The following is a 26,657-nucleotide window of genomic DNA, read 5'->3' as shown; positions in this document are numbered from 1 at the left end:
ATAATGCTTAGCGCCTTTGTCAGTAGAGTTACGGTAACTAGTCGGCCATTTCCATTGTCATCAATGAGGCATTGCCACCTGCTGCCGTTGTGTCAATAGTAATGGTTTTTTCCGTGACTAAACGCTCAAACAAGTTATCGTAATCACTTGCCGTGATCAGAGGCAAAATAGCACCTTGACGTGCTGCCAGTTTCTCGTTTAGCAATTGCTTTAAGCGAGACTCAGGAGCTACAACAGCACCTGCTAAGTGGTCGCTTTCTAATACCGTTGGTAAATGATTTAACGATACCGCTTGGAAGATGCCTGACACAATACCTAACTCAGCAAGAACGCGTTCACAGGCTTCTGCTTCATCTAAGTATTCTTCATTAACCATAGCGATGACGTTATTACCTGTAGCTAATGCCGAAACAATTGATAACAACCAATAAGCAAAGCTCGTGTCTTGATCGCGAACGACAGTTAACACGCCACGAGGCTCTAGGTATAAGGTGTTTGACTCACCTGTTGGGCCTGGTAGCTGGGTCGGCTTGGCAAGTTTTTTCTCAATCATCTTTAATTGACGACGAGCAGTTTCAATGACTTGCTCAAGTTCATCTTCTTGCGAGATAAATACTTTATTGCCAGCGATTTGTGCTAGCAATTGACGCACCACTGATACGCGAACGGTTAAAGCGGTATCACGCCATTTTAACTCATCATTTTTGGCATTTTGTAACTTAGCACCGATCTTCCAGGCAGAGGTCGAGTAGTCGTTGAACTGATTAATCAGTTGTTGCTTCTCGTCATCAGTCATAGTGAATTCAGTTACGGCATCCGCGCGTTTAACTAGGCGAGTCAAGTACATTGGACCACCGGCTTTAGGGCCAGTACCAGATAGACCACGACCACCAAACGGCTGCACACCAACAACCGCACCAATCATGTTACGGTTAACATAAACGTTACCGGCACGTGAACGTTGCGCTAGGTATTCGCTTTTCTCTTCGATACGCGTATGGATACCCATAGTTAAACCAAAACCGGTACCATTAACTTGGTCAATCACGTTTTCTAAGTCTTGAGCTTTGTAGCGGATAATATGCACACATGGACCAAATACTTCTTCTTTAAGTACCGATAAGTCGCTGATTTCATACAGGCGCGGTGCAAAGAAGTAGTGACCATGAGCTAGCTTAGGCAGACTGCACTGGTAGTGCAATGTCGCTTTATCTTTTAAGTAATCAACGTGAGCGTTTAGGGCATTAAAGGCTTTTTCGTCGATAACCGGACCAACGTCTGTGCTGAGTAATGCTGGATCGCCAACATGTAGCTCTTGCATTGCGCCTTTGATCATGTCGATAACTTTATCGGCGATATCTTCTTGCAAGAATAACACGCGTAATGCAGAGCAACGTTGACCAGCAGACTGGAAGCCCGAAGTAACCACATCATCAACCACTTGCTCTGGTAACGCAGTTGAATCCACGATCATGCAGTTTTGACCACCAGTTTCGGCAATCAGTGGCACTGGCTCGCCTTGACGCTCAGCCAGTTTTTGTGAAATCCAAGTACCTGTCGCCGTTGAACCGGTGAACATGATCGCCTGAACGCGTTCATCTGGAACAATATTTGCGCCAACTTCGCTACCGCGAGCGATCACTGGAATAACAACATCGGCAGGTAAACCAGCTTGCTGCATTAGCTCAATGGTGCGCAGGGCAACTAGGCTGGTTTGCTCAGCAGGTTTAGCTACAACCGTGTTACCAGTAACAATTGCCGCAGCAACTTGGCCTAGGAAGATTGCTAGCGGGAAGTTCCATGGACTGATACACAACACCACGCCACGTGATTGTAGCTCGTCGTCGGCCATTAGCTCTTTGGCACGCGCCGCGTAGTAACGACAAAAATCGACAGCTTCACGAACTTCTGCAACACCATCTGCTGGGATCTTACCTGCTTCTTTGATACACATAGCGATGAACTCGTCCATATGCTCTTCTAGTAGAACAGCCGTTTTTAATAAAATCTCTGCACGCTCGGCAACATCGACTTGTGACCAACTTGCGAAGGCTGCTTGTGAGTCGGCTAAAATTTGCTGCATTTGTTGGCTGTCAGCATGCTTTATGTAACCGATAACTTCATCGTGATTCGCTGGGTTGATTACCGGCTCAGCGCCGTCGATTTTTTCGGCTTTAATCGCATTTTCAAACCATGCGTTTAAGTTGTCACGCATTGGTGTGATGTGATCGATATTGGTTAAATCGATACCTTTTGAGTTATCGCGCTCTTCACCGTAAATCTCAATAGATTGTGGAATTTGAGGGTTATATTTATTGACCCAACCACGCACTTCTTCTACCGGATCTTGTAGTAGTGATTCCACTGGAATTTTTTCGTCAACAATGTTGTTTACAAACGAGCTATTTGCGCCGTTTTCAAGTAAGCGACGAACTAAGTAAGCCAGAAGATCTGAATGCTCACCAACTGGGGCGTATACACGACAAGGCACACGATCACCGGTCACTACTTGGTCGTATAAAGATTCACCCATACCGTGCAAACGTTGGAATTCAAAGCCTTCTTTATTGCTGCCAGCCATTTCTAAAATGGTGGCTACGGTGTAGGCATTGTGGGTGGCAAATTGTGGGTAAATGGTATCTCGGTACTCAAGCAGTTTTTTTGCACAAGCATGGTAAGACACGTCAGTAGACGGTTTACGTGAGAATACAGGGAAGTCTTCAAAGCCTTCAACTTGGGTAATTTTAATTTCACTATCCCAGTAAGCACCCTTAACCAAACGTACCATCATTTGACGACCCGCCGTTAAGGTTTGTTCACGTACCCACTCAAGAACGAATAGAGCGCGTTTTTGATAAGCCTGTAAGGCGATACCAAAACCATCCCAACCATCAAGATCTTTATCTAGGAATACCGCAGCAATCACGTCTAAAGAAATATCTAGACGGTCCGCTTCTTCTGCGTCAACGGTAAAACCAATATTGTAAGATTTCGCTAATAGCGCAAGATCTTTTAAGCGTGGTACTAATTCTTCGATCACACGGTCGCGATGGGTAAATTCATAGCGTGGGTGAATGGCCGATAATTTAATCGAAATACCAGGGCTTTTCTGAGGACCACGACCTTTAGCCGCTTTACCAATGGCATGAATGGCAGTGACGTAGCTTTGTAGGTAGCGATCAGCGTCCTTCATGGTACGCGCACCTTCACCTAACATGTCGTAAGAGTAGGTATAGCCTTTTGCTTCGGTTTTTACTGCTCGCTCTACAGCGCCATCAATGGTGCGACCCATAACAAATTGGGTGCCCATAATTTGCATCGCATAACGCACCGCTTTACGGATTACTGGTTCACCTAAACGACCAACGGTTTTTCTTAATAAACCAAATTGCTCGGCTTTTTTCTCGTCTGAGTAATTAACCAGCTTACCGGTTAGTAGTAAGCCCCATGATGACGCATTAACGAAAATAGAGTCGGAGTTACCAATGTGTGAACTCCAGTCACCTTCAGCAAGCTTATCGCGAATAAGCTTATCCGCGGTATCTTTGTCTGGTACGCGCAACAAGGCTTCAGCCAAACACATCAATACCACACCTTCTTCAGTCGAAAGTGAGAATTCGTTTAATAGCGCATCTACGCCACCTTTACCTTCTTGATCTTTACGAATTTGCACTACCATTTGGCGGGCTTTTTCCCACACTCGAGAACGAGCGTTTGCACCGATTTCCGCAAGAGGTAGTAATTGCTCAAGAATGTCGTTTTCATTGGCGCGATAGGCGTCGCGTATTTTCTGGCGAATAGGATCGTCAGTCGTTAAGGTCCCATTAAAAAGCATAGTTTTAACCTATCTAAATTTTGTACGATAATTTTGCGCGCATTATCAACTATTCATAACAAAATGTGCTGATGTATTCGGCAAAAAATCGGTATAATATTGGGAAATATCTTTCCAAAACCATATTTAATACTTTATGAGTGTGAAAAGTAGACAGTTGGACCGCATTGATTTAACTATTCTAGCGACCCTGCAACTCAATGCTCGCATATCCAATGTTGAGCTTGCTAAACAAGTTAATTTAAGCCCTAGCCCGTGCCTTGATCGAGTAAAACGACTTGAAGCAGAGGGATATATTAAGCGCTACGGGGCAATATTAGATGCGCAAAAACTGAATATCGGCATGTCGGCCTTTATTCAAGTGACATTAGATAGAACAACGGCTGATATATTTAATCAATTTCGCGATCAAGTGGTTGGTATTCGCGAGGTCGCCGAATGCCATATGGTGGCTGGCGGGTTTGATTACCTTATAAAGCTTCGCGTAACCAGTATGGACAATTATCGTGATGTGTTGGGCAAAGTGGTGGAATTGCCAGGTGTATCGCAAACCCATACTTATGTTGTCATAGAGAAAGTGAAGGAAGATCTAGGTTTACCGTTACTGGCGACGCAGTCTACCTAAGCTTAGCGCCATTAAACATTTGATCTTAATCAACTAAGAATCTGAATATGGCATATCGGACAGAGCAAGTGATTAATAGTTAACCAAAAAATATGTACTTTTGTGATTTTATGCCATACTGACTTTGGTATTACCTTAAATGTTAACAATTGAGAAACTCGGAGTGACAGGATGAAAAAATCATTAATGCTTTCAACTGTGGTTCTAGCACTCGGTCTATCTGGCTGTGCTGGTCACGCAAAATTAGAAGCTGATATCGCAGACTTAAACATGAAGATGGATAACCTAGCATCAAAAGTTGATTCTCTAGCAGATGGTCAAGCAGCGTTACGAGATGATGTGGCAGCAGCAACCGCAGCTGCAAATGATGCAAAAGCGATGGCGGCTGATGCTAAATCTGAAGCAGAACGTGCAAATGATCGTATTGACAATATTGTCAGCGGTTACAAAAAATAGCGACACCTAAGTATTATCGAAGTAAAACGCCGACGTAATGTCGGCGTTTTTTTGTGTCTCACTTTTATCATTAAATGACTACTGAAGATAATGTACCATATCAATGTAGCACTTAGTTAACGAGCGGTGTTGTTTCGCTCTACTCATCACAAGCGCATTGTTTATTAATGACACCCGCACTTACTGCGGTTTCATCGCTTTGATTAACGACGATCGAGCAATAATGGTAAACCTGTTGGGGCATCAAGTAACTCTTCCACTAATTCAATTTTCTCTGGATTATCGCCAATAAAATTTTGCACACCAAGCGATAGTGGCAACAAGCTAGGGACTTCACCATTGTTACTGGTTAATGGCGCATGAATTTCAATCATGCGTACATCAGGCTCTAAGTAAGTCATTTTGATTGGTTGGTCGATAATGCGTACCGCAGTGCCTTTAGGCGTGTTATTAAATAGCCATTCGATATCAGCAGGGTACATCCGAATACAGCCGGCACTAACGCGCATGCCAATACCAAAGCGTTGATTAGTTCCATGGATTAAATAGGCACTATTACCAATGCGCATTGCGTAATCGCCAAGCGGGTTTTGAGGACCTGCAGGGATCATCTTAGGCATTGGTTTGCCGTTTTTGGCAAGGTATTCTCGACGGGTATTGGCTGTCGGGTACCAGTTAGGGTTTTTTCGTTTTTCGGTAATTTTACTGACGAGACGTGGTGTCATATCGCCTATTTTGCCGATACCGACAGGAAACACATGAACGGTATCACGCTGTTTGTCGAAATAATACAACCTTAATTCCGATAAGTTGATAACAATACCGTCCTGCTTAACGTACGGTAAAATCATTTGAGTTGGTATGACAAGTTCAGTACCTACCTTAGGGCGAAGCGGATCGACACCAGGGTTGGCTTCCATCATTGCCAAATAACCGACGCGATATTTTTCAGCAATACTTTGAAAGTGATCGCCGTCTTGCACGGTGTAATACGTTAGTTCGCCTACCAGGCGACTATCGTCTCGAGGAATTTGAAATTCAATAGCATAAATAGAATTTGTTAGCGTAAGTAAACAAACACTAACTATAGCGAGCATAAATTTATAGAACATGTTGATACATCACATCAAAGCTAAATACAGAGTCACTGCCTTATCGACAGGGTACTGTAAGTTTAATGCGCGAATGTTTTGATTGCCAGTTATCCGTGACCTCATATAGTATGTTTTAACAAATGGTTAACGTTTTTGGTGGTTATGTATCAGTTATTACAGCGAAATTTAAAAACAAAGGTTAGTGATATTGAATGGCAAATGCGGGTGGAACTTGCCGCCTGTTATCGATTGGTGGCTCATTTTGGGTGGGATGATCTGATTTATACGCATATATCTGTACGTATTCCTAATAGCGAACACTTCCTAATTAACGCGTTTGGAATTGCGTTTGATGAAGTGACGGCATCCAATCTGGTAAAAATTGATATCGATGGCAATGTCCTTGATGGCGGTGAATTTTCGATTAATCCTGCTGGGTTTACGATTCACAGTGCCGTGCACCAAGCTCGGCATGATGCAACTTGCGTTATGCACTTACATACCAATGCGACGATTGCTGTGGCCAGTCAACAACAGGGATTATTGCCATTGAGTCAGTATTCGCTGTTTTCATTGGCTAGCTTAAGTTATCACGACTACGAAGGGTTGGCGGTAAACCCTGATGAAAAAGCACGTTTACAAGAAAACCTTGGCTCAAATAATCATTTGTTGCTGCGCAATCACGGGGCCTTAACACTAGGTTCGAGCATCGGCGATGCGTTTATGCGAATGTACGACTTACAACGCGCCTGTGAAATCCAATTGCAACTACAAGCAACTGGTACTGATGTGGTTAATGTCGCAGATGATGTTGCCGATAACATATATCGCCAAGCCAATGTGGTGCATTCTGGACAAACTGGTGGTGATAAAGCATGGCCAGCTATGATGCGCAAAGCGTTGCGTATTAACTCTGATTTCAATCAATAATAAGCGAGCCCAGCGATGAAAGTAACGAGTGTTGAAATTTTTGATATTCACTGTCCCAAACGAACAGTATGGAATCCCGTATTTGTGCGTATACATACCGATGAAGGAATAAACGGTATTGGAGAAGCGGGTCTGGCTTACGATTTAGGGCACAGTGCAGCCGCTCATATGATAAAAGAAATTAGCGAGGCCATGTTGCTTGGTCACGATCCTATGCAAACAGAAGCGTTGTGGTCACGAATGTTGCGCGAGAGTTTTTGGGGCTTAGGTGGTGGGCCTATCATTTATGCGGCCATGAGCGCCATCGATACCGCATTGTGGGATATTAAAGGTAAAGCGTTAGGAGTGCCGGTATATCAGCTACTTGGCGGTAGAGTGAACGATAAGCTGCGTACTTATGCATCACAATTACAATTTGACTGGGATAGTGAGTTTAAAGCGTTAATTGCGCCACAAGAGTACGGTGAAGCGGCCAGTAAGGCGATAGCGCAAGGCTATGATGCAGTAAAAGTGGATCCTATTATGTATGGCGCAGATGGGGAATGTTTTTTTGATCGCACAAAATTATTTACTCAATCAGAGCTGCGTTTGTTTCGAGCCCGCTTACAAGCCATTCGCGATGCAATTGGTGATGACGCGGATATTATTTTTGAATGCCATTCGTTGCCAGGTGTAAGTAGTGCAATTCAGTTAGGTGAACTAGCACAAGAGTTTAACTGCATGTATTTTGAAGAGCCGGTCAATTACCTTAACTCCGATCTCCACAAAAAAGTCGCCGAAAAAGTTAATGTCCCTATTGCTGGAGGCGAGCGTTTATATAATCGCTGGAACATTAAACCGTATATGCAAGATATGTCGATTGATGTCCTGCAGCCCGATATTGGTTTGTGTGGTGGTTATACCGAAACCAAAAAGGTATGTGATTATGCCGACACCTTTGATGTACGTATTCAAGCGCATGTTTGTGGTGGGCCGGTGGCAACGGCGGCGGCTTTGCATCTTGAAACAGCCATCCCAAACTTTTTAATTCATGAGCACCACACATACGCCATAAAAGACTGGAATCGCGAATTATGTATTGAAGATCCGCAGCCTGTAAATGGTAACTTTATCGTTTCTGATACGCCGGGTATCGGTATTCATTTAAACGACGAGGTAGTCTATCGCTCACCGCATATGATTGTTAAATAAGTACAATTTACAAGTGTCGCATTAGAGTTTGTAGATGCGCTTGGCATTATCATAGCAAAGCGCATCTAATTGCTGGCTCGGGTAGCTTAACGACGCATAGCCTTGCCATAATGCTTGGTATGATCGGCTAAATAGTGTCAGTGGAAAGTTACTTGCTAGCATTACTCGCTCGATAGTGAATATATCAATAAGTATAGCGAGGGTATCTTCTAGCTCTGACCATTGCCAATGTCTGTCACGCATTTCAAACCCAGAGCATTTGATGCTTACCCCTGTAAACTGGGCTAATAAGGTCAAATTGTCGATTAAGCTATTACTCATGTGATTGCTACTCGGCATACCACAGTGGTTAATAATCATCTGCAAATCAGGTGTCTTGATCAACAATTGCAATAATGCTTCAACGATGCTGTGATCGGCGAGATTGGCTTGGCATTCGAATAATAACTGATGCTCAGCAAGTTGTTGTAAATGCGCTAATGCGGTCGGTTGCTTGAGTACCTTTTTGGCATCGTCTTCGAGAATGTGGCGGATGCCGATCATTGATCGATGATCGTTTAAGCGCATTAATTTATCGCTAAATTGACCATCGTCCAAGGCAACAAAAGCGATACTTTTAAATGGCAGATGGCAATGTTGTTCTAACCAACCTAGCTCACGCCATGGTTTTAAGTTGTCAAAGCCCGCTTCAATATGAATAAAACCAGCCAATTTTAAACCATCACTGAGTTGTAGATCGTTTTCGCGAAAATCTTTGTTAATAATCGCTTTGTCTGGCCAAAATGGCGCGCGAGTTTTTTGCAACCAGTGGTAGTCGCCTTGTCGCAGATTAAATAAATGCAGGTGCGGATCGATAATTTGCATAGGATATCGCTAATGTTGCCAGTAGCTAGCGGGTCGTATAACCACCATCAATCACGGGCAATGAACCAGTAATGAAACTGGCTTTGTTCGATGCTAAAAATAACGCATACTCCGCAACTTCTTCAGGCTGACCCAAACGGTTAAGAGGTTGCAAGGCTGCTTCTTCGGCATCTACTTTGACTTTATCAGCACCGCTTTTGGCACAATAGTTATCAATCGCCTGATGATACAGCGGTGTTTCGATGGTGCCAGGACAAAGGGCGTTAGCACGGATGTTAAAACTGGCGTAATCAAGGGCCGTTGTTTTGGCCATCGATGCTAACGCATGTTTGGAAAGGTTGTAGGCAAATGATGATGGCTTGCCTATTAGGGCTTGATCAGAAGCAATATAAATAATGCTACCATGGTGTTGCTGTTTCATCATCGGCAATACTGCTTGGGTGGCAGCAATAGCACCTTTAACGTTTAAATCAAAAACCTTATCAAAGCTTGCCTCACAGGTTTGTTCGATATTTGCGCTAAAATGCATGCCGGCATTGGAAACCAGTACATCAACACGACTTGTGTTGCTAACCACTTGACTTATCGCCGCCTTAACTTGCGCACTGTTGCGCATATCACAATCAATGAAATGGCCAATATCACTGACTTGAATATCGAGGTTAAACACTTGGTAACCAGCGCTGATAAACACCTTACAAATTGCCAAGCCAATACCGGATGAACCACCGGTAACAATACATACGGGAGAAGAATTAGAACTCATACTGACCTTGTTGGTTGAGGAATACATTGGTTGTTTCAGTGACGCTTCCTTGACTGTTATAACTTTGTTCGAAAAATTCGAAGCTGTTGTCGTTTTTTTTCAAAACAATCGCACTGGAGCGGGTACCATAAAAACTTGATTGAATAAAAACACTGGATAATGTGCGCTCCCAATCAATGCCGACGCCGGTATCGGGAAGCAAATAGTCTGGTGCTTGCTCGGGATCTTTTAATAACGCTAATAATGCGTGCTTATCAATATTAAGTCGTTGTTGTTTCGCTTGACGCACTAAAGTTTCTAGCGCTTGTTCGCCCCGGGCCATTTTCGGCCAAACATCATCCATATGGCCATTACAAATCGCATGAAACCCCTCATCAATCATGGTCTGGGTTTTATCGATGCTGTTATAGCAATACAAGGTGTGTTGATGCTGATAGACCAAATTAAACGGATTATACTCGTCGCTGTGCGCCAATAACCAATCATGGTTTATATCACCCGCTAGGGCCTTTACAACTAATTCGCCACGCGAGGTCGCATCATCTCTATGTCGCTCTTGTTCGCGTATGTTCGTTAATGCCGCAAACTCGCCCCGCTGATTAATGCCAAGCCAGGTACCACCTTGTTGATTATCTTTACCGGCATAAATGCCGTCAGGACCGTGCCAAATATGGGCTTGTTGGGTTGGTCGCTGATAAAATTCATCGCGATTGGCAGCAATGATCAGCGGGTAATCGGGGTGCTGCTCTATGGCGATAAATAAGATACACATAAGCGACTCTTTTGCCTTGGTTACAGTGAATTATTTTTAGGTCGAACAATAACATTAGCAAAGATCAACCCCGCTACAAGGCTCATAAATATCAAAAATGTTTGTGAGCCGAGATGATCTGCTGCAACGATTTGGCTACCCGTAACCATTGCTGTTAAGCCAATATATACTTTAGAACCGGGAACCAGTACAACTAAGCCAGGCAGCATAACAATACTGGCGGGTGCTTTACCAAAGCGAGCAAACAGGTTGGCATAAACGCCAATTGCAAATGCACCGACAAAGGTACCTAGCGCAGGACCGACGTAATAGCCTGCCCAGAGACTGGCGGCAAAGGCAATGACACCGCTGAATATGCACCAAATGGCATGTCTTGGTAGCGCTTTGAAAATAATCACTAAGGCTAACGATAAAGTGACCACAGCTAACCACGCATTCCAGTCGGGCACCAACTGAGCAGCAACTTTGACGGAAGTTCCCCAGAGAAGATCGCCTATCGTGAGTCCCAGAAATGCGCCAAAAAATAATTTAAACATCACCATAGTCGCATCCATAATCTTCGCTGTGCCTGATATTAAATGGCGCTCGGCAAGTTCACTTAAGCCGGTGGTTAAACTCAGGCCAGGAATAAAGACGATGATACTGGACAATATGACCAAGGACGCATTAATGGCGGGGTCGATGATGGTGATGGCGCTAGCGAGCAAGGCAACGGTTATGGTTGTTAGTGGCTCGAGAGAGTTGGCGATGCCTTTTGAACGTTCGGACCACATAACAAATAAAAATACCACAAAGCCGAGCATGGTAGACCAAAATACATCATTCCAAGTTGTGCGCATGAGTAAAGCAAAGGCGCCACCGGATGCGCCATAACCCAAAAACGTTAAAAACTTGGCATAGGTTGGAGGCTTGCTTTCGATGTCTTGCAAGCGTTCGATGGCTTCGCTTAGGGTACGAGTACCCGATTCAAGCTCGGATACTAACTCATTGGTGCGTGCCAGCGATGCTAAATCTATATCCCCAGGAGCTACTCGAATAATGAAGTTATAATCTTGTTGATCTTCGGCGTTATATAGCACAAAGGTCATCGACGTTGGTGTCAGTACAAAAGAGGCCGGTACATCAAGAAATTCAGATACGCTTTTAAGGTGGTTCTCCAGCCGATAGGTAGTCGCCCCAAACTTATGCAACATTTTACCTAGGGTAATAATAAAGTGACGTTTTTGCGTAAACGAATCTGGTTTCAATGATTTGTCTCTTGTTATTTGTTTTGATATTAATTTTACTATCAATTTTGTCGAAAAGGTTAATGATTTAATGATCTTTTTATAACCTTAATCGAAAAATACAAACGGCGAGCTAAGCTCGCCGTTTTGTAAGTACAAATTTACGTGCAGAGTTAATCGGCTAACATCATCTTACGGATGATTGGCACGGGTGCGCTACCATAACTTAAAAACTGATTATGAAAATCGGTTAAGTTAAATTTATCACCAAGTTTATCTTTTAGCTCTTCACGCAGAGCATAAATTTCAGAATACCCGGTAAAGTAACTGGTTAACTGTACTTGTGATAACGTTGCTCGACGCCACTTACCGCTAGCTTCCGCTTGCTGTTGGAAGGCTTCGTTAATCATCATATCCATCGCTTGTTGCTCGCCAATGCCTTTTACTTGAATTGAATAGTCAATGATCGAGTTCATAATTACCCGCATATTCCACTTGTAGTACATCAACCAAAGCTCTGGTTCAAAATCACCATAGCCTTCTTCAAGCATCATGCGCTCAGTGTAAACGGCCCAGCCTTCTACCATGGCGCCATTACCGAAAATTGATTTCACTAATGACTTTGATTTATTGCTGTGCACCAGTTGCGTGTAATGACCCGGTACCGCCTCATGAATATTTAAGATTTGTAAAATCCAATGGTTATACTCGCGCAAGTAGCTTTCGGCTTGCTCGTCATTAAAATTATCTAATGGTGTAACGTTGTAATAGGTATTGGCGCCACTATCGTATGGACCCGGAGCACTGATTGAGGCACCAGCAAAACCACGCATGTATTCTGGTGTTTCACGGACAACAAGTGGTTTGTCAGGATCCATTTCAAGCAGGTTTTTCTCCATGGCGAACTTTTCAAGTTCAGGGATTTGCGCTTTGATGGCACTAACAAACTCATCACGAGCGACGTGTTTTACACTTAAGTGATCAATTAATTTCTTCACTGCAACCAGCTTATCTTCTGGCATCGGCTCATCGTTAAAATATTTTGGCCATAGTTGCTCGGTCAACTTGATCATTTCTGCGTGTACGCGAGTTTTCTCACTTACTGCTTTGTCATATAACTGTTTCGCAGTTAAGTCGGAATAAATGTCGAGTTTGAACTTTTTCTCATAAAGGTCTTCGCCAATACGAAAATCTTTAGCGCTGCCATCGGCTTTAATTTTGGCAAGTTTATTGGTTAAAAAGGCAATGTAATCGTTAATCGCTTTGGTTGATTGTGCAATGCGCTCGTTAAACTGCTGTTTTTCTTGCTCTGTCAAACCTGATTCATCAACCGCTTGTTGCAATGAGCCAGTAAATAACCCGGCGGCGCCTTGGTTTTGTTGAATAGCCAGCTCGGTGTGAGGAATGGTTGGGGTGGTGATATTTGCTTGAGCTGCTTGGTAGTAGGCTGGAATATTTTCCATACGTCGGTAAATGGTGCGCAAGCGTTCATCTTTATTTTTATAATCGGTATTTAGAATCACCCCAAAAACACCAGCGACGTTATAGTTTGCAGGGTTCCATTGGTGGCTTTTTAACTCTTCACTGGTAAAAATCTGCGATTCCACAAAATTTTTCAAAATGTAGTAATCACTGGCATTACTGGCGTTTAATAAATTGACATCCATGGCATTAAGCTGTGCTAAGGTTTGTTTAGCAAAGGCGAGATCTTTGGCCATGGTTTCTGTATTTGGAATGCTTAGTTGATCATCGAATTTGTAGTAGCCAACATAAACGGCATAGCCTGGGTTGTGCTGCCAGATTTTCTCAATTAAGGCATTAGAAAATTCGCTAAACTTTTGATTTGCTTGTTCTTGGCTGGCTGTGTCGCTGACTTTTGCCGTTTCAGTGCTCGTTTCAGCTGGCGTTAGCGCCTGTGTTTGTGTTTGCTCTTTATCTGCCGGTGAACAACCCATAAGTGCTGCTAAAATAGCACTGGCGATCAGGTGTTTTTTCATGTGTGTTTTCCTAATGCTAGTTTATTATCGTTTTGTGATTGATACCTTGCCATAAATAACTGCGAAGGCAAATACTTAAGTTAGCGGCTATATTAGATTATAATCACGCCGTTACCTAACTATTGGAGATAAAATGCGTACTTGTGGCGTTGAAATTAAGGGCGATGATGCCATCGTCTGCTTAGTGGCATTAGAAAATGGCTTGTATGATATTCCGTACTTGCGAGTGCCAAAAATCAGTTTGCAGAAAGGCGCTGATGCGGAAAATATTCGCAAATTCCAGTTCACTTTTGCCAAATTGGTTGAAGATTACAAAATTGATACTGTGGTGATTAAAGAACGCCCAACCAAAGGCAAATTTGCTGGAGGCTCGCAAGGTTTCAAAATGGAAGCTGCGATCCAGTTGATTGATGGTTTGAATGTTGAGTTGGCACGCGCCAATATCATTAAAGAAAAATTAAACCGTGCGCAAGTGACTATTGATTTTCGCGACACTGGCTTAAAACAATATCAACAAAGTGCATTTGAAGCGGCGTTTACTCATTTTAATCCATAGTGTTTTGCGGACGTCGCATGATGACTTAATCTTTAGCGACAATGATTAAAATGAAGGCAGGCAAAAATAAAACGGGATGGCAATATGGCCATCCCGTTTTTTATCCCTAGAAATAAAGGATATTTTCGCTTTGTTTAGAAGCTGTAGCTGGCTTTTACGTAGTAGAATGAGCCATTATAATCAAATGGACCACTTTCATAGTATTTACCGCCTACAATTCCGTAAGCACCACCGTCACCTTTTTGCAGTTCTTGCGCGTCCTGGTCAAAGATGTTGCTACCACCAAAGCTTACCGTGATGTCGTCAGTTGCATACCAGCTTACTTCGGCATCAAAGGTCACTGCCGAGTCTGCCATTTCTGACCAACCAGCTGAGGTGTCATCAGCATGCACTGCATAGTACTCACCAAACGCGTTCATACGTACAAACGCACTCACTTGATCCCAGCTTTGACTTACCGTAAAGGTTGCTTGATGCGCAGGGATACCGTCTTCAAGGCGTTTTACTTTACCTTCGTTGGTGGTTTCTGGATTAAAACTATCAACCGTTGTGTCATTGAAGTTATAGGCCAAGCTGAACTTGGTATAGCCATCCATTAACTCAGTTGAGTAGTTAGCAACCACATCGACACCTTCTGTGGTGGTATCAAAGTCATTATTAAAGAAAGTCACCGCTGAAATAAGACCTGGATTACTAACGCCACGGGCGCGAAGCTCTGCATGATCTTTTGATAATACATCAATTTGACTTGATTGCGCTAAACGATCCGTCACTTCAATGCTGTAACCATCGATGGTCATAAAGAAATCACCTTGCTGATATACTAAACCAGCAGAGAACGAGGTTGACTCTTCAGGCGTCAGCTCTTTACCACCGTAGAAGGCCGATAGCGGGTTGGTTGGCGGCGCCAAGAATGACTGGATAAGCTCACCTTCCACCATAGATGTTTGCGTGTTAACCACGTTCGCTTGACCAACAGTAGGTGCTCTAAAACCGGTGCTGTGTGATGCACGTAACGAGACGCTGTCGGTTAATTCAAGTTGCGTTGCCAGTTTGTAGTCTAGCGTATCACCAAAGGTACTGTAGTCTTCAAAGCGCAACGCTGCGCCAACCATCCATGTTTCGGTTAGGTAGGTTTCAGCATCAATGTATAAGGCTACGTTACGACGCACATTAACGCCTTGCGATTCGGGACCAAAGCCTTTAAAACCGTGTGAGCCAATGTTAAAGCCTTGCGCCGCATATGGACCGGCTTTCCAAGACGATTCTTCACCAGCAACGATTTCAAAGCTTTCTTCACGCCACTCTGCACCCATTGCTAGGTTCAGATCTTCAGCCATACCAACATCAAAAGCACGAACAAGGTCTAGGTTAACTGTTTTCTCTAGCTGGATGTACTTGCCTGTTTCAAAATCGGTTGGTGTGCTCAAACCTAATGATGGGTTAAGACTGTTTTTCAATAAGAAAGCCGATTCGTTGCGGCCTACAGAGGCGCTTAGGTCAAAGCTCCAATCGGTTAACCAACCAGAATAAATATCACCACGGACACCGGCAGTTAATGACGTATCTGTGATGTTGCCACCAAACTGCGGGGTATAACCGCCCGGGAATATTTGGTTCATTGAGAAACAGTTTGGATCTGCAACCATTGCTGCATAGTCATCGGTTTCTAACACATTGCCATCTGAGCCATCAGCATTTTTCGGGATTGGTACAACCGCACACGTTGCTTCACCACCATTAGCTAAGCCAACATCGCCCACCAATAAAGTTTCACCGCCATCAACGGAATAGACGTTACTGCGATTATGTGGATTACGGTAGTAAAAACCACCAGTGACATCACGCTCTGCGTAGTTACCAAATAGGTAGGCTTCAGTACCTTTAGCAACTTCTAAGCCAATATTGGCAAATAAGGTGATGTCGTCTTTTACTTCTGGGTTACCCCAAATTTGCGCCGGATCGGCAACGGAGGTATTACCTTGAGCAATAAGGTTGGCTGCATCAGGGCGCTGTACTGAGCGGCTGGTAGGATCGGCGTTTTTTAGTTGGAAACTAAAGTTCGCGAAACCGTCATCGGTAAATGGTAAACCGATGTTACCATCAATCACGGTCATGCCACCGTCTTCGCCGTTATCGCCTTGGGCGTATTCACCGTATTTAACCGAGATTGAACCACCTTCGCTGTCATCGCGCAGGATAAAGTTCATTACACCGGCAATCGCATCAGAACCATATTGTGCCGATGCACCATCACGCAGAACCTCCACTTGTTTAAGAGCCGCTGCTGGAATCACTGAAATATCTGGACCTTGTGCACCATCGTTCACACCGCCACCTTGGAAGGCGATAACAGAAGCGCGGTGACGGCGTTTGCCGTTAACCAATACCAGTGTTGAGTCAGATGATAGGCCGCGCAAGTTGACGGGGCGGATAAGCGTTGCGGCATCTGAAATAGGCTGTGCACGTACGTTGAACGACGGCACGCTGCTTTGCAGCATATCAAGCATGTCACTTGAGCCTGATTTAGCGAGCTCATCGCTGCTGATCACGTCGACCGGTACTGGAGAATCTGCGACGGAACGTGGTGCTGCACGGCTACCAACGACAACAATTTGTTCGATATTTTCATCTGCGGCGCTGTCTTCAGCGTCTGCAGCCCACGTTGGTTGGCTTGCTAACGCCATACCAACAGCAAGGGTAAGATGACGTAACTTGAATGATTGAGACATAAACTAATTCCTACTTATTATTTTTAGATCAGAGACTTATTCCAAGGCGTCTTATTGTAAGTCCGGCACGTTATTATTATTTTTATGTGCGTCTTTTGTTTATATCGAGTTCACATTTCATTTACAACCCGCGATGTGTAAATAATTATAAATTTATTTACATTTCCCAATGCTTTTATCAATTTTGTCGACATGATGTTGTTTTGTCGGTGATGGATGTTGATGAGGTAAATTGGGTTGTTTACATGTTATTTACTCTTGATGGGGGGATTAATGAGGGAGTGAATAGGGTAATCAATCGGACGAGCAATGGCGTTAAAAATGAGACAAAAAAAAAGCTCCTGAATAATCGGGAGCTCTTTAATTTTGGTTGTTTTTTAATGCTGATATCACACTAATGAGTCAATGTGACCTATAAACATTGGTTAACGAACACGGGCTATTATTTTTGTGAGTCGATCCATGCATCGATCTTTTTGGCTAATACCGGCATGGGTAACGCGCCATCGGTCAAGATTTGCGTATGGAATTTACGAATATCAAACTTATCACCTAATTGCGCTTCAGCTTTGTTACGCATGTCACGAATCGCACGCTGACCTGTTTTGTACGCTAGCGCCTGTCCTGGAATGGATATGTAACGTTCCACTTCCGAGGTGATATCACTTAATGCTAATGAAGAGTTGTCCACCATATATTGAATCGCCTGCTCACGAGTCCAACCAAATGCGTGTAAGCCGGTATCGACAACCAAGCGCATCGCTCGCAACTGCTCATCGGATAAACGGCCATACCATTGATATGGGTCGGTGAACATGCCGATCTCTTTACCTAAGCTTTCAGCATAAAGTGCCCAACCTTCAACAAACACGGTATAGCCACCAAATTTTCTAAACTTAGGTAAGCCTTTCACTTCTTGCTGAATCGAAATTTGGAAGTGATGGCCAGGTGACGCTTCATGAATACTTAACGTTTCTAAAATAAATTTAGGCTGAGCTTTTAAGTTGTGGGTGTTGATGTAGAAAATGCCTGGACGCGAGCCATCTGGTGCTGGTGCTTGATAACTGGCGCCGGCGCTTGAAGTCGCGCGGAATGCTTCTACAGGGCGCACTTCGTAGTTAGCTTTAGGAAAAACTTCAAAAAGTTTCGGTAGACGCGCATCAATTTTGTCACGTATGGCAACATAGGCATCGACAACATCTTGCTCGTTATTCCAATAAAACTGCGGATCGGTTTTTAAAAACTCAAAGAATGCTGGTAGGTCACCATCAAAGTTAACTTGTTGTTTGACCTTGTTCATTTCGCTTAGAATGCGAGCAACTTCTTGCTTACCATATTCATGTAGCTCAGCAGCCGATAGTGGCAGAGTGGTGTTTACTTCAATTTGATGCTGGTACCATGCCTCGCCGTTTGGTAATGCTGATAAACCAACGCTATCACGTGCAACAGGCATATATTCGTTTTCTAAAAACTCAGCAAACTTGGTAAATGTTGGTATCAGGGTGTTGCTGATCAGCTGACGATAATCATTCTCAATTTGTTGTTTTTCATCGGCGCTGAAGGATTTATCAGCAAGCATTGTCACCGGCCCCCAAAAAACGCTGTCTTCAATGTTATCGACTTGGTGCGCTCTCATTTGCGGGATTACTTTAGCGACGATGGCTTTAGGTAATACCATACCTTTTTGCATGCCTTCGCGCATGGCGGCTATAGCACTGTCCATGTAATCAGTAAAACCATGGGCACGTTTTACGAAGTCTTGATAATCCTTTATGGTGTTAAATGGCTGAGCACTTTGTCCTGAACTAAGCGCTGCAAAGCTATTATGGACGCCATACATTTGGTTTAGTGGCAACATATAGCCATTAAACTCAAAACCTTTGATATTGAGCTTACGGTCACGTTCAAAAATTTGATAACTGAGTAAGTCTTGGCCGGACAGTTTAGCAGCATCAATGGAAGCTAATTTTGCTAAATACTTTTTCTCTAGCGCTAGTTTGGCCGCGATCGATTCTTTGGAAATTGGTGGATTAAAGCGGTCATTATATTGATAGTCGCCAAGATAGACAGCAGACACCGGATTAAGAGCTAACGAATCATTAAAATAATCGTCAAATAGTTGCGCCAACTGTTGGCTTATCGACTCTGTCGAGGTGGCTTCAGCCGCAGCAGGGCTAATTTGTTGTACTGGCTGAGCTTCTTCATTTGAACAAGATGTTAATAGTAACAAAGATAGCGTGGTGAATGAGGTAGTTAAAAAGGTTTTCATAATATGCCGTAAAAGTGATTGTCGGTTAGCTGAGTTATAAAAGTTAAGTTAACAGCGTATCTAAAATTTAGGGGTTAAATGATTGTGTTTATCTTAATCCATATCTTGCTAAACCACAGCTTTATTTAGGATATTTGCTTTAATTAAATAAATTTATTTTATTCTGGTTAATTATCGGTATAATCGCAAATGAGAACTATTATTATTTGCGCCTGAATTAGTATGACTTAAGGCGGTTACTCGAGCGAAAGGTATCACAATGAAAAAAGCAACAATCGTCGTGTTGTCTATGGTGGCAACGTTATTGGGCTGTTCACCAGCAGAACAGTCGCAGACCGGTAAGCAACCTAAAGCTGAACAAGCGCAGCAAGTCGAAACGAAAGAAGTTAATATTTATTCTTACCGCCAACCGTTTCTTATTGAGCCAATTTTAGCGAAATTCACAGAGCAAACAGGTATTACCGCCAACATCGTTTATGCAAAATCGGGCTTAGTTGAAAAGCTTAAAAAAGAAGGTGAATATTCTCCAGCCGATATTTTATTAACGTCTGATTTTGCTCGTTTAATGGAAATGACCGAGTCAGGTCTAAGCCAAGTGGTCGAAAGTGATGTGCTAGATACCAATATTCCTGCACAGTTTCGCGATGAACAACACCATTGGTATGCATTAACCAAGCGTGTACGCAATGTCTATGCATCGAAAGCACGTTTAGCTGACTTGCAAGATATCAGCTACGAGGCACTTGCTAACCCTGAGTACCAAGGAAAAATTTGTATGCGCAGTGGTAAGCACCCATACAACCTTGGCCTTGTTGCATCGATGATTGCTCATCACGGTGAAGCGGATACCAAAACCTGGCTAGAAGGTTTGAAGGCAAATCAAGCACGCAAACCGCAAGGTAATGATCGCGCCCAAGTTCGTGCAATTAAAGAAGGTGAATGTGATCTAGCGATTGGTAATAGTTACTATTTTGGTAAAATGTTGTTAGATCCAGAGCAAAAAGTATGGGCTGACTCGGTAAATATTTTATTCCCGAACCAACAAGATCGTGGCTCGCATATCAATGTTAGTGGTGTCGCTATGACAAAACACGCGCCAAACAAGCAGCATGCAATTGCCTTAATTGAGTTTTTATCTTCGGCACAAGCACAGCAAGATTATGCTGAGGTAAATATGGAATACCCAGTAAATCCTAATGTCAAAGCATCTCAGATGGTGGCATCTTGGGGTGACTTTAAGGAAGATAGCATCGCCTTGTCTGAAATTGTCAAGCATCGTGCGACGGCGATAAAGCTATTAGATGAAGTGAAATTTGATCTGTAACGACGAGTTTCGTACTATGCAGATATTGATAAGGCGCATTTATTGCGCCTTATTTCGTCGATAATGATGTCAGAAGCGCCTTACATTTAGCGTACACTGATTTACCCTATTACAGTAATGTTAAGAGAACCACGTGTTAGCACCTAAATGGCATTCTCCTTGGGCGATAAGCGCCTATGTACTTGCCGCCATATTGATCACCCCGCTGGTCGCCATAGCACTGCAGTCGTTAGTGGTTGAAACCGAGATATTCTCCCACCTGTTTGATACCGTATTATTTGATTATATCGGTAATACCTTATTGCTCATTACGTTGGTTGTCCTTCTGTGTTTGCTCATTGGCGTACCGTTGGCGTATTTGTTGGCCAATTATCAATTCTCCGGAGCCCGCTTTTTTAATTGGGGGCTGTTACTGCCGTTAGCGATGCCATCTTATGTGATGGCGTATATTTATACCGATTGGTTTGAGTACGCAGGCCCTGTACAGCGCTTCTTGCGTCAGTTATTTGACTGGCAAAATAAAGCCGATTATTACTTTTTTGATATTCGCACCTTAGGCGGCGCTGCATTTGTATTAGCGTTGGTATTATTTCCTTACGTATTTTTAATTGTCAAAACCGCTTTTAAAGAGCAATCGCAAAGTTTGTCTCACGCCGCGAGTATGTTGGGTAAAAGCCGACGCCAAATTTTTTGGCAAGTGTCGATGCCTTTGGCAAGACCGGCCATTGCGGTGTCGGCAGCATTAGTGGCGATGGAAACTCTAGCGGATTTTGCTACGGTAAATTATTTTGCAGTAAATACGTTAACCACCGCGGTATATGATACTTGGTTAAATTACGGTAGTTTGACTGCAGCGGCGAAGATATCGGTAATTATGCTGGTGATAGTACTGTTGTTAATCTCGCTAGAGCGCTTTTCACGCAAACAGCAACGCAGTTATCAACAACAGCAAAAGCATCCATTAAAGCAATTGTCAGGTAGCGCCAACGCGCTGGCGTTCAGTGCCTGTTTTTTGGTGTTAAGCGCTGGATTTATTGTACCTGTCGCTTATTTGTTGCGGTTTGCTTATCTATACCGGGCGCAAGCTTGGAATAGCGACTTTTTTCAATTTGGTTTAAATAGCTTATCGTTAAGTTTTAGCGTGGCATTAATTTGCCTTGTTGTCGCACTGGTTTTGGTGGTGCTCAAACGATTCAGTCAAGACAGCCATGGTAATCGGCTGGGTTCACTATTGCCGATGCGTTTGGCAAGTAGTGGTTATGCCATGCCTGGTACGGTATTGGCTATCGCGGTGTTGATCCCACTCACCGTTGTTGATCATGGTATTAATCATTATTTACGCCAACTTGGTATAGACCCTGTTGGTCTTATCTTAACAGGCACTGTGTTTGCTATTGGCTTTGCCTATGTTATTCGCTTTAGCGCAGTCGCCATCGGCGCGATTGAGTCGAGTTATGAGCGCATGCCACCATCGCTTGATCAGGCATCTTACATGCTCGGTAAAAATCGTTGGCAAACCTTATCAGCTGTGCATTTGCCATTATTAAAGCGTGGTGCACTAGTAGCGATGTTATTGGTGTTTATTGAGGCGATGAAAGAGTTGCCGGCTGCTTTACTGTTGCGCCCGTTTAATTATGATACGTTAGCGACTTACGTATTTCAGTATGTCTCTGATGAACAACTTGAGCTCGCCTCAATGGCAGCCATTTCAATTATTATCGCCGGTTTAGTTCCTATTATTTTGCTTAACCGTAGCATGGAGCAGCAGTAACATTTATGTCTATTGAACATTCGTCATCGACGGCCACGAAAAATAGCTTATTAGCCATCAAAAACGTTTGCTGTTCGTATCAGCAATCGAAAGTGCTAGAACAGGTATCGCTTGATCTTAAAGCCGGTGAAATCATGTGTTTGCTTGGCCCGAGCGGTTGCGGTAAAACGACATTACTAAAAGTCATTGCAGGCTTAATTGATTGCCAACAAGGGAGCATTCATTTAGCTGGGCGACTGTTACTCGATTGCGATGCCAATATTGCGGTGACCAGTGATAAGCGTGATCTGGGCATGATTTTTCAAGATTACGCGTTATTTCCTCATTTGTCAGTGGCGGCGAATATTGCCTTTGGCATTGCCGATAAAAGTAAAGCTGAGCAACAACGCATCGTCGATGAGTTACTCGACTTAGTCGAGCTATCAGGTTATCAGCAGCGCTATATTCATCAACTTTCTGGTGGCCAGCAGCAGCGTGTTGCCATTGCCAGAGCCCTAGCACGTGACCCTAAGGTGTTATTACTTGATGAGCCATTTTCAAATATTGACTCGCAGTTGCGTTTACCACTGATAAAAGACATTCGCCAAATATTAAAAAAGCGCAACATTGCCGCGGTATTTGTTACTCATGCCAAAGAAGAAGCGTTTGCACTTGCCGATAGTATGGCGTTACTCAATGAGGGGCGTATTGTGCAAACGGGTGTACCACAGACGTTATATCAAAATCCTGCCCATCGATTTGTTGCCGACTTCCTTGGTAAAGGCAGTGTCATAGCAGCGCAAGTAAATGCTGATCTAACGGTTAATTGCCCATTAGGTACGGATCTTCACTTACAAACCAATAGGCCTTTAGTAGCCAATGAGCAGGTTGAGTTATTTATTCGACCTCATCAGTTTGACTTGCAGGTAGCCGAAGCGGAAAATCAGCAAAGCAACGGTTATATTGTCGACTTTCAATTTAGAGATGATGGTTATCGGGCAACGATCGCGTTAGCCGATTGCCAGGTAGAAGTTTGGGTGCCGGCACATATTGTCTTGACCATAGGCGCTAAAGTGCGAGTTTGCTTAACACCACAGCCTGTTATCGTTTTTGATCCCAAATAAGCAAAGCGCATTAACGCGCATTTATGGAATGCGCGATGACGTCACAATTGGTAATGTGATTAAAAGGTCGCAGTCACTTCATATGAAGTGAACTTACGAATATTAATCACTCCAGTATCAAAATATAAGTATTGGCCTTTGATCCCTGTCAGCGTACCGGCGACGACAGGGTTCTTGTCGAAATTGAACGAGCTTATTTTACTTGGGTATTCGGCCACCGGGTAATCGATGTCCACCACATCCTCATTCAATTGCACTACCGCATCAGCACCATAGGTTAGCTGCAATTCCGCTAATTTTTCGGCAATTTTTGGAATTAATTCACCAGCTTTTTGCTGTAAATCGATAGGCTCTGCTTTACCTTTTAACATATTGCGCCAATTGGTTTTGTCACTAATGAATTCAGCGAGAGCGGTTTCAACCAAACCAGACTGTAAGCGAGTACTTACCTTGAATATAGGGAGAGCTTGATTAGCACCTTGATCTATCCAACGGGTTGGAATTTGAGTATGACGGGTAATGCCAACTTTAATGGCTGTGGTATTGGCTAGATAAACATAATGATCAACCATACAATGTTGCTCAGCCCACTCAGGCTCACGACAAGTACCTTCGGCAAAGTGACAGGTTTCAGGTTTCATAATACACATGTCGCACTTGGCTAATTTGCTCATACAGGGGTAGCAAAAACCTTGTGAATAGCTCTTTTTGGTTTTTTTACCGCACTCTTGGCAGTTGATATTACCGGTATGCTCAAGCGTTAAATGCTTGCCAATCAGCTTATTCATATCGATTAAGGTATCACCAACCGGAAGTTGATAATGGGCTATACCATCTTGTAAATGCGACACCATTTTACTTAAGTGTCCGGTACATGAAGTTGTCGTCATAATAAAATTAGCTTATTAAAGGTGAGAATTAAATACGAATTTTGCCGCGGCTTGACTTCAATTGACTATGCGCCTTTTTTTTGTCTAAGCGTTTACGCTGTGACGAGCGAGTTGGCTTGGTTTGCCGCCGTACTTTACTGAACAGTGTGACAGGCTTAAGCATTGCTATCAAGCGCTCTATGGCATCGTCCCGATTTTTCTCTTGGGTTCGAAAATTTTGTGCTTTGATAATGATAATACCATCTTTGCTGATCCGCTTATCATTAAGAGCAAGGATTTTATTGAGCATATCATCGCTAATGTTTGCTTTGTGCAAATCGCAACGAAGGTGGATAGCCGAGGAAACTTTATTGACATTTTGACCACCACTGCCTTGGGCTCGGATCATCTGCAATTCGATCGCTTGCATATCAATTTTTAAATTGTGATTAATTTCTAAAAAACGCATTTGCTTTGTATCGATGCTAGCCAGTATAGTTGCAGGTGCTGTAACACAACCAATGATCAACGTGACTGATACGATAACAACATCTGAACCTGTTTGGTATGTTTATTTGTTGCAATGTGCCGACAATAGCTTATACGCAGGTATAACCACCAATTTAACTCGTCGCTTAGCGGAACATAACGCTGGAGGAAAACTTGCAGCGAAATACACGCGAGTCCGTTTACCGGTTACTTTAGTGTATTCGGAATCTTATCCGTGCCGCTCGTCAGCAAGTAAGCGCGAAGCCGCCATCAAGCGTTTAAGTCGTAATAAAAAACTGCAGTTAGCGGGTCTATAGACGCCTTGCTACCTTTCTTTTGCTGTTTTTTTGCGCTGGTCTTATTAGTTGTTTTGTCGATGATTTCATTTTCTAACATTGCTACACTAGCAGCGCATAGAAAACAGACAATAACAACAGGTAACCGATGTTTATTGAGCAATACTACAGCGAAGATAATCAAAAGATAAGCTTCACGCGTCAACAAGCCAGCGATTTTGCCAAGCAAATTGCTGATGATTTCAATCCTATTCACAATGTTGATGCAAAGCGTTTTTGTGTTCCCGGTGACTTGTTGTTTGCCATCATTTTGCAAAAGTCTGGTTTGCAGCAGCGAATGAACTTTACCTTTTCGGGTATGGTTACCGAAGATGTGCAACTTAATTTCCCGATAGAACATCAGTCTAGTGCAACGATCAATGATGATAATGGTAAAGAATACTTAAGCTATGCTGGTGATGGTGAACACAGCCAATGTTCAACATTAATTGAATCGCTTATCCGCTCTTATGTGGGCTTTTCAGGCCAAACATTCCCGAAAATATTATGTGATCTGATGCGTGAAAATCAGGTCATGATCAATCCCACTCGACCTATGATCATGTACGAGAGCATGGAAATCTGTTTAGACCGCGTCGATATGCAGCAGTTATCATTGCAATTTGATGCTGATGAAACCACCTTAAGTGTTGATGGCAAGCGTGGCCAAGCTAAATTAAAGTTTGATTTAATCGCCGATGGTGAGGTCGTAGGTCATGGTATTAAATACATGGTGTTGAGTGGGTTACGAGCCTATGATCAGCAAACCATCGACAATATTATTGGTGACTATCACGACATGAAAGGTGCTTATCGCGTCGCTTAACTACACCGCGTAACAGCCTTTTGCTTATTGTTGAATGTTGAAGCTTAGTGTCTTTTAGTCATAGCACTTAACAGTCTTCGCAGATAATAAAACGCCGCATCAAAATGCGGCGTTTTATTATCTGCTCGGGCATTGTGAGAATGCATTGGCGTTATACCCACTTACGCTGAAGCCAGCGCTGTTTAGCATTTTTTATCATGCGATCCGTTTGGTTTGCCGCTTTACGTGTGTAACGCATGTATTGTTTTAACCACTGCTCGGCGATAGGGAATTGCTCACTGAGTAATAATAATCCAGCCGGAATAAAGATAATCGCAGGACCAGGTAAGACAATAAAAGCGATACCAATTAATAAGCAGATAGCACCAACAAGTGTGCGGATTACAGAAATAGTTTGTGCCATAGTTTTTTTACCTCTTAATAAGTTAAATTGTCATCATATATTTTGTTATTGATGCAATAATGCAAAGTGAGTGCCAGTTGGTAAGTGTTTGTAAATAATGGTTTTATTTTGGATCGCCATAAAAGAAAGAGGCATTGTTGGTGAAAATGGCCATTTATTAGTCGTTATCCACGTTTTGCTGAATGTCTGTTCTAATGTGCAACATGGGTAGGGTCGTATGATGG

At 43.2% G+C, this 26,657-nt stretch carries 22 protein-coding genes; 10 read left to right on the top strand and 12 right to left on the bottom strand.

What is annotated here, in order from left to right:
- Positions 1-37: 37 nt before the first annotated feature.
- Positions 38-3,835 (bottom strand): bifunctional proline dehydrogenase/L-glutamate gamma-semialdehyde dehydrogenase PutA, encoded by a 3,798-nt coding sequence (gene putA, locus ACAX20_RS12275; protein ID WP_371186586.1) that lies wholly within the window; start codon positions 3,833-3,835, stop codon positions 38-40.
- Between the two features lie 136 nt (positions 3,836-3,971).
- On the opposite strand from putA, the gene ACAX20_RS12270 reads away from it, so the two are divergent.
- Complete coding sequence (locus ACAX20_RS12270; protein WP_371186584.1) at positions 3,972-4,460, top strand: winged helix-turn-helix transcriptional regulator; 489 nt, start codon at positions 3,972-3,974, stop codon at positions 4,458-4,460.
- A gap of 171 nt (positions 4,461-4,631) precedes the next feature.
- Positions 4,632-4,916 carry an Lpp/OprI family alanine-zipper lipoprotein gene (locus ACAX20_RS12265; RefSeq protein WP_371186583.1) on the top strand — a complete coding sequence of 95 codons (285 nt, stop codon included), beginning with the start codon at positions 4,632-4,634 and terminating at the stop codon, positions 4,914-4,916.
- 203 nt (positions 4,917-5,119) lie between these two features.
- Here ACAX20_RS12265 and ACAX20_RS12260 read toward each other — a convergent pair whose 3' ends face one another.
- The gene (locus ACAX20_RS12260; RefSeq protein ID WP_371186581.1) at positions 5,120-6,028 is read right to left on the bottom strand and encodes a L,D-transpeptidase family protein; all 909 of its coding nucleotides are present in this window, start codon (positions 6,026-6,028) and stop codon (positions 5,120-5,122) included.
- Positions 6,029-6,172: 144 nt separating this feature from the next.
- Between ACAX20_RS12260 and ACAX20_RS12255 the strand changes: the two genes are divergently transcribed.
- Entirely contained in the window at positions 6,173-6,940 is a 768-nt protein-coding gene (locus ACAX20_RS12255) for a class II aldolase/adducin family protein (protein WP_371186579.1), read from the top strand.
- Positions 6,941-6,955: 15 nt separating this feature from the next.
- Entirely contained in the window at positions 6,956-8,131 is a 1,176-nt protein-coding gene (locus tag ACAX20_RS12250; protein WP_371186577.1) for a mandelate racemase/muconate lactonizing enzyme family protein, read from the top strand.
- 21 nt (positions 8,132-8,152) lie between these two features.
- Here ACAX20_RS12250 and ACAX20_RS12245 read toward each other — a convergent pair whose 3' ends face one another.
- The 5 genes from ACAX20_RS12245 to ACAX20_RS12225 all read right to left on the bottom strand — a co-directional run bounded on the left by ACAX20_RS12245 (position 8,153) and on the right by ACAX20_RS12225 (position 13,756).
- Positions 8,153-8,995, bottom strand: coding sequence for an amidohydrolase (locus ACAX20_RS12245; protein WP_371186575.1), 843 nt, complete (start codon positions 8,993-8,995; stop codon positions 8,153-8,155).
- A gap of 25 nt (positions 8,996-9,020) precedes the next feature.
- Positions 9,021-9,761 (bottom strand): SDR family NAD(P)-dependent oxidoreductase, encoded by a 741-nt coding sequence (locus ACAX20_RS12240; protein ID WP_371186574.1) that lies wholly within the window; start codon positions 9,759-9,761, stop codon positions 9,021-9,023.
- Entirely contained in the window at positions 9,751-10,533 is a 783-nt protein-coding gene (locus ACAX20_RS12235) for an NRDE family protein (protein WP_371186572.1), read from the bottom strand. Before ACAX20_RS12235 ends, ACAX20_RS12240 begins: the two co-directional genes overlap by 11 nt.
- A 20-nt stretch (positions 10,534-10,553) precedes the next feature.
- Positions 10,554-11,780, bottom strand: coding sequence for a threonine/serine exporter ThrE family protein (locus ACAX20_RS12230; protein ID WP_371186570.1), 1,227 nt, complete (start codon positions 11,778-11,780; stop codon positions 10,554-10,556).
- A gap of 152 nt (positions 11,781-11,932) precedes the next feature.
- Positions 11,933-13,756 carry a DUF885 domain-containing protein gene (locus ACAX20_RS12225; protein ID WP_371186569.1) on the bottom strand — a complete coding sequence of 608 codons (1,824 nt, stop codon included), beginning with the start codon at positions 13,754-13,756 and terminating at the stop codon, positions 11,933-11,935.
- A gap of 133 nt (positions 13,757-13,889) precedes the next feature.
- Between ACAX20_RS12225 and ACAX20_RS12220 the strand changes: the two genes are divergently transcribed.
- Complete coding sequence (locus tag ACAX20_RS12220) at positions 13,890-14,312, top strand: DUF3010 family protein (protein ID WP_371186567.1); 423 nt, start codon at positions 13,890-13,892, stop codon at positions 14,310-14,312.
- 134 nt (positions 14,313-14,446) lie between these two features.
- On the opposite strand, the gene ACAX20_RS12215 is transcribed toward ACAX20_RS12220, so the two are convergent.
- Both ACAX20_RS12215 and ACAX20_RS12210 read right to left on the bottom strand, forming a co-directional pair.
- The gene (locus ACAX20_RS12215; RefSeq protein WP_371186565.1) at positions 14,447-17,044 is read right to left on the bottom strand and encodes a TonB-dependent receptor plug domain-containing protein; all 2,598 of its coding nucleotides are present in this window, start codon (positions 17,042-17,044) and stop codon (positions 14,447-14,449) included.
- A gap of 442 nt (positions 17,045-17,486) precedes the next feature.
- Entirely contained in the window at positions 17,487-19,313 is a 1,827-nt protein-coding gene (locus ACAX20_RS12210; protein ID WP_371186564.1) for a DUF885 family protein, read from the bottom strand.
- Positions 19,314-19,572: 259 nt separating this feature from the next.
- Between ACAX20_RS12210 and ACAX20_RS12205 the strand changes: the two genes are divergently transcribed.
- The 3 genes from ACAX20_RS12205 (at position 19,573) to ACAX20_RS12195 (ending at position 23,511) form a co-directional block, all read left to right on the top strand.
- Complete coding sequence (locus ACAX20_RS12205) at positions 19,573-20,637, top strand: Fe(3+) ABC transporter substrate-binding protein (protein ID WP_371186562.1); 1,065 nt, start codon at positions 19,573-19,575, stop codon at positions 20,635-20,637.
- A gap of 133 nt (positions 20,638-20,770) precedes the next feature.
- Entirely contained in the window at positions 20,771-22,408 is a 1,638-nt protein-coding gene (locus tag ACAX20_RS12200) for an ABC transporter permease (RefSeq protein ID WP_371186560.1), read from the top strand.
- 5 nt (positions 22,409-22,413) lie between these two features.
- Positions 22,414-23,511: an ABC transporter ATP-binding protein gene (locus tag ACAX20_RS12195; protein WP_371186558.1), complete on the top strand. Its 1,098-nt coding sequence runs from the start codon at positions 22,414-22,416 to the stop codon at positions 23,509-23,511.
- A gap of 59 nt (positions 23,512-23,570) precedes the next feature.
- Here ACAX20_RS12195 and ACAX20_RS12190 read toward each other — a convergent pair whose 3' ends face one another.
- Entirely contained in the window at positions 23,571-24,365 is a 795-nt protein-coding gene (locus ACAX20_RS12190; RefSeq protein ID WP_371189652.1) for a DUF2797 domain-containing protein, read from the bottom strand.
- Positions 24,366-24,429: 64 nt separating this feature from the next.
- Entirely contained in the window at positions 24,430-24,849 is a 420-nt protein-coding gene (gene arfB, locus ACAX20_RS12185) for an alternative ribosome rescue aminoacyl-tRNA hydrolase ArfB (RefSeq protein ID WP_371186556.1), read from the bottom strand.
- Positions 24,850-24,901: 52 nt separating this feature from the next.
- On the opposite strand from arfB, the gene ACAX20_RS12180 reads away from it, so the two are divergent.
- Both ACAX20_RS12180 and ACAX20_RS12175 read left to right on the top strand, forming a co-directional pair.
- Positions 24,902-25,186: a GIY-YIG nuclease family protein gene (locus tag ACAX20_RS12180; RefSeq protein ID WP_371186554.1), complete on the top strand. Its 285-nt coding sequence runs from the start codon at positions 24,902-24,904 to the stop codon at positions 25,184-25,186.
- 127 nt (positions 25,187-25,313) lie between these two features.
- Positions 25,314-26,030, top strand: a complete 717-nt coding sequence (locus ACAX20_RS12175) for a DUF3581 family protein (protein WP_371186552.1) — start codon at positions 25,314-25,316, stop codon at positions 26,028-26,030.
- Between the two features lie 151 nt (positions 26,031-26,181).
- Here ACAX20_RS12175 and ACAX20_RS12170 read toward each other — a convergent pair whose 3' ends face one another.
- Positions 26,182-26,433, bottom strand: a complete 252-nt coding sequence (locus ACAX20_RS12170) for a PGPGW domain-containing protein (RefSeq protein WP_371186550.1) — start codon at positions 26,431-26,433, stop codon at positions 26,182-26,184.
- Between the last annotated feature and the right edge of the window lie 224 nt (positions 26,434-26,657).

This window comes from Thalassotalea sp. Sam97 (assembly GCF_041379765.1).
Classification (GTDB): domain Bacteria; phylum Pseudomonadota; class Gammaproteobacteria; order Enterobacterales; family Alteromonadaceae; genus Thalassotalea_A; species Thalassotalea_A maritima.
The sequence above is the reverse complement of the archived record's forward strand: the minus strand, read 5'-3'. Positions and strand labels throughout refer to the sequence as shown.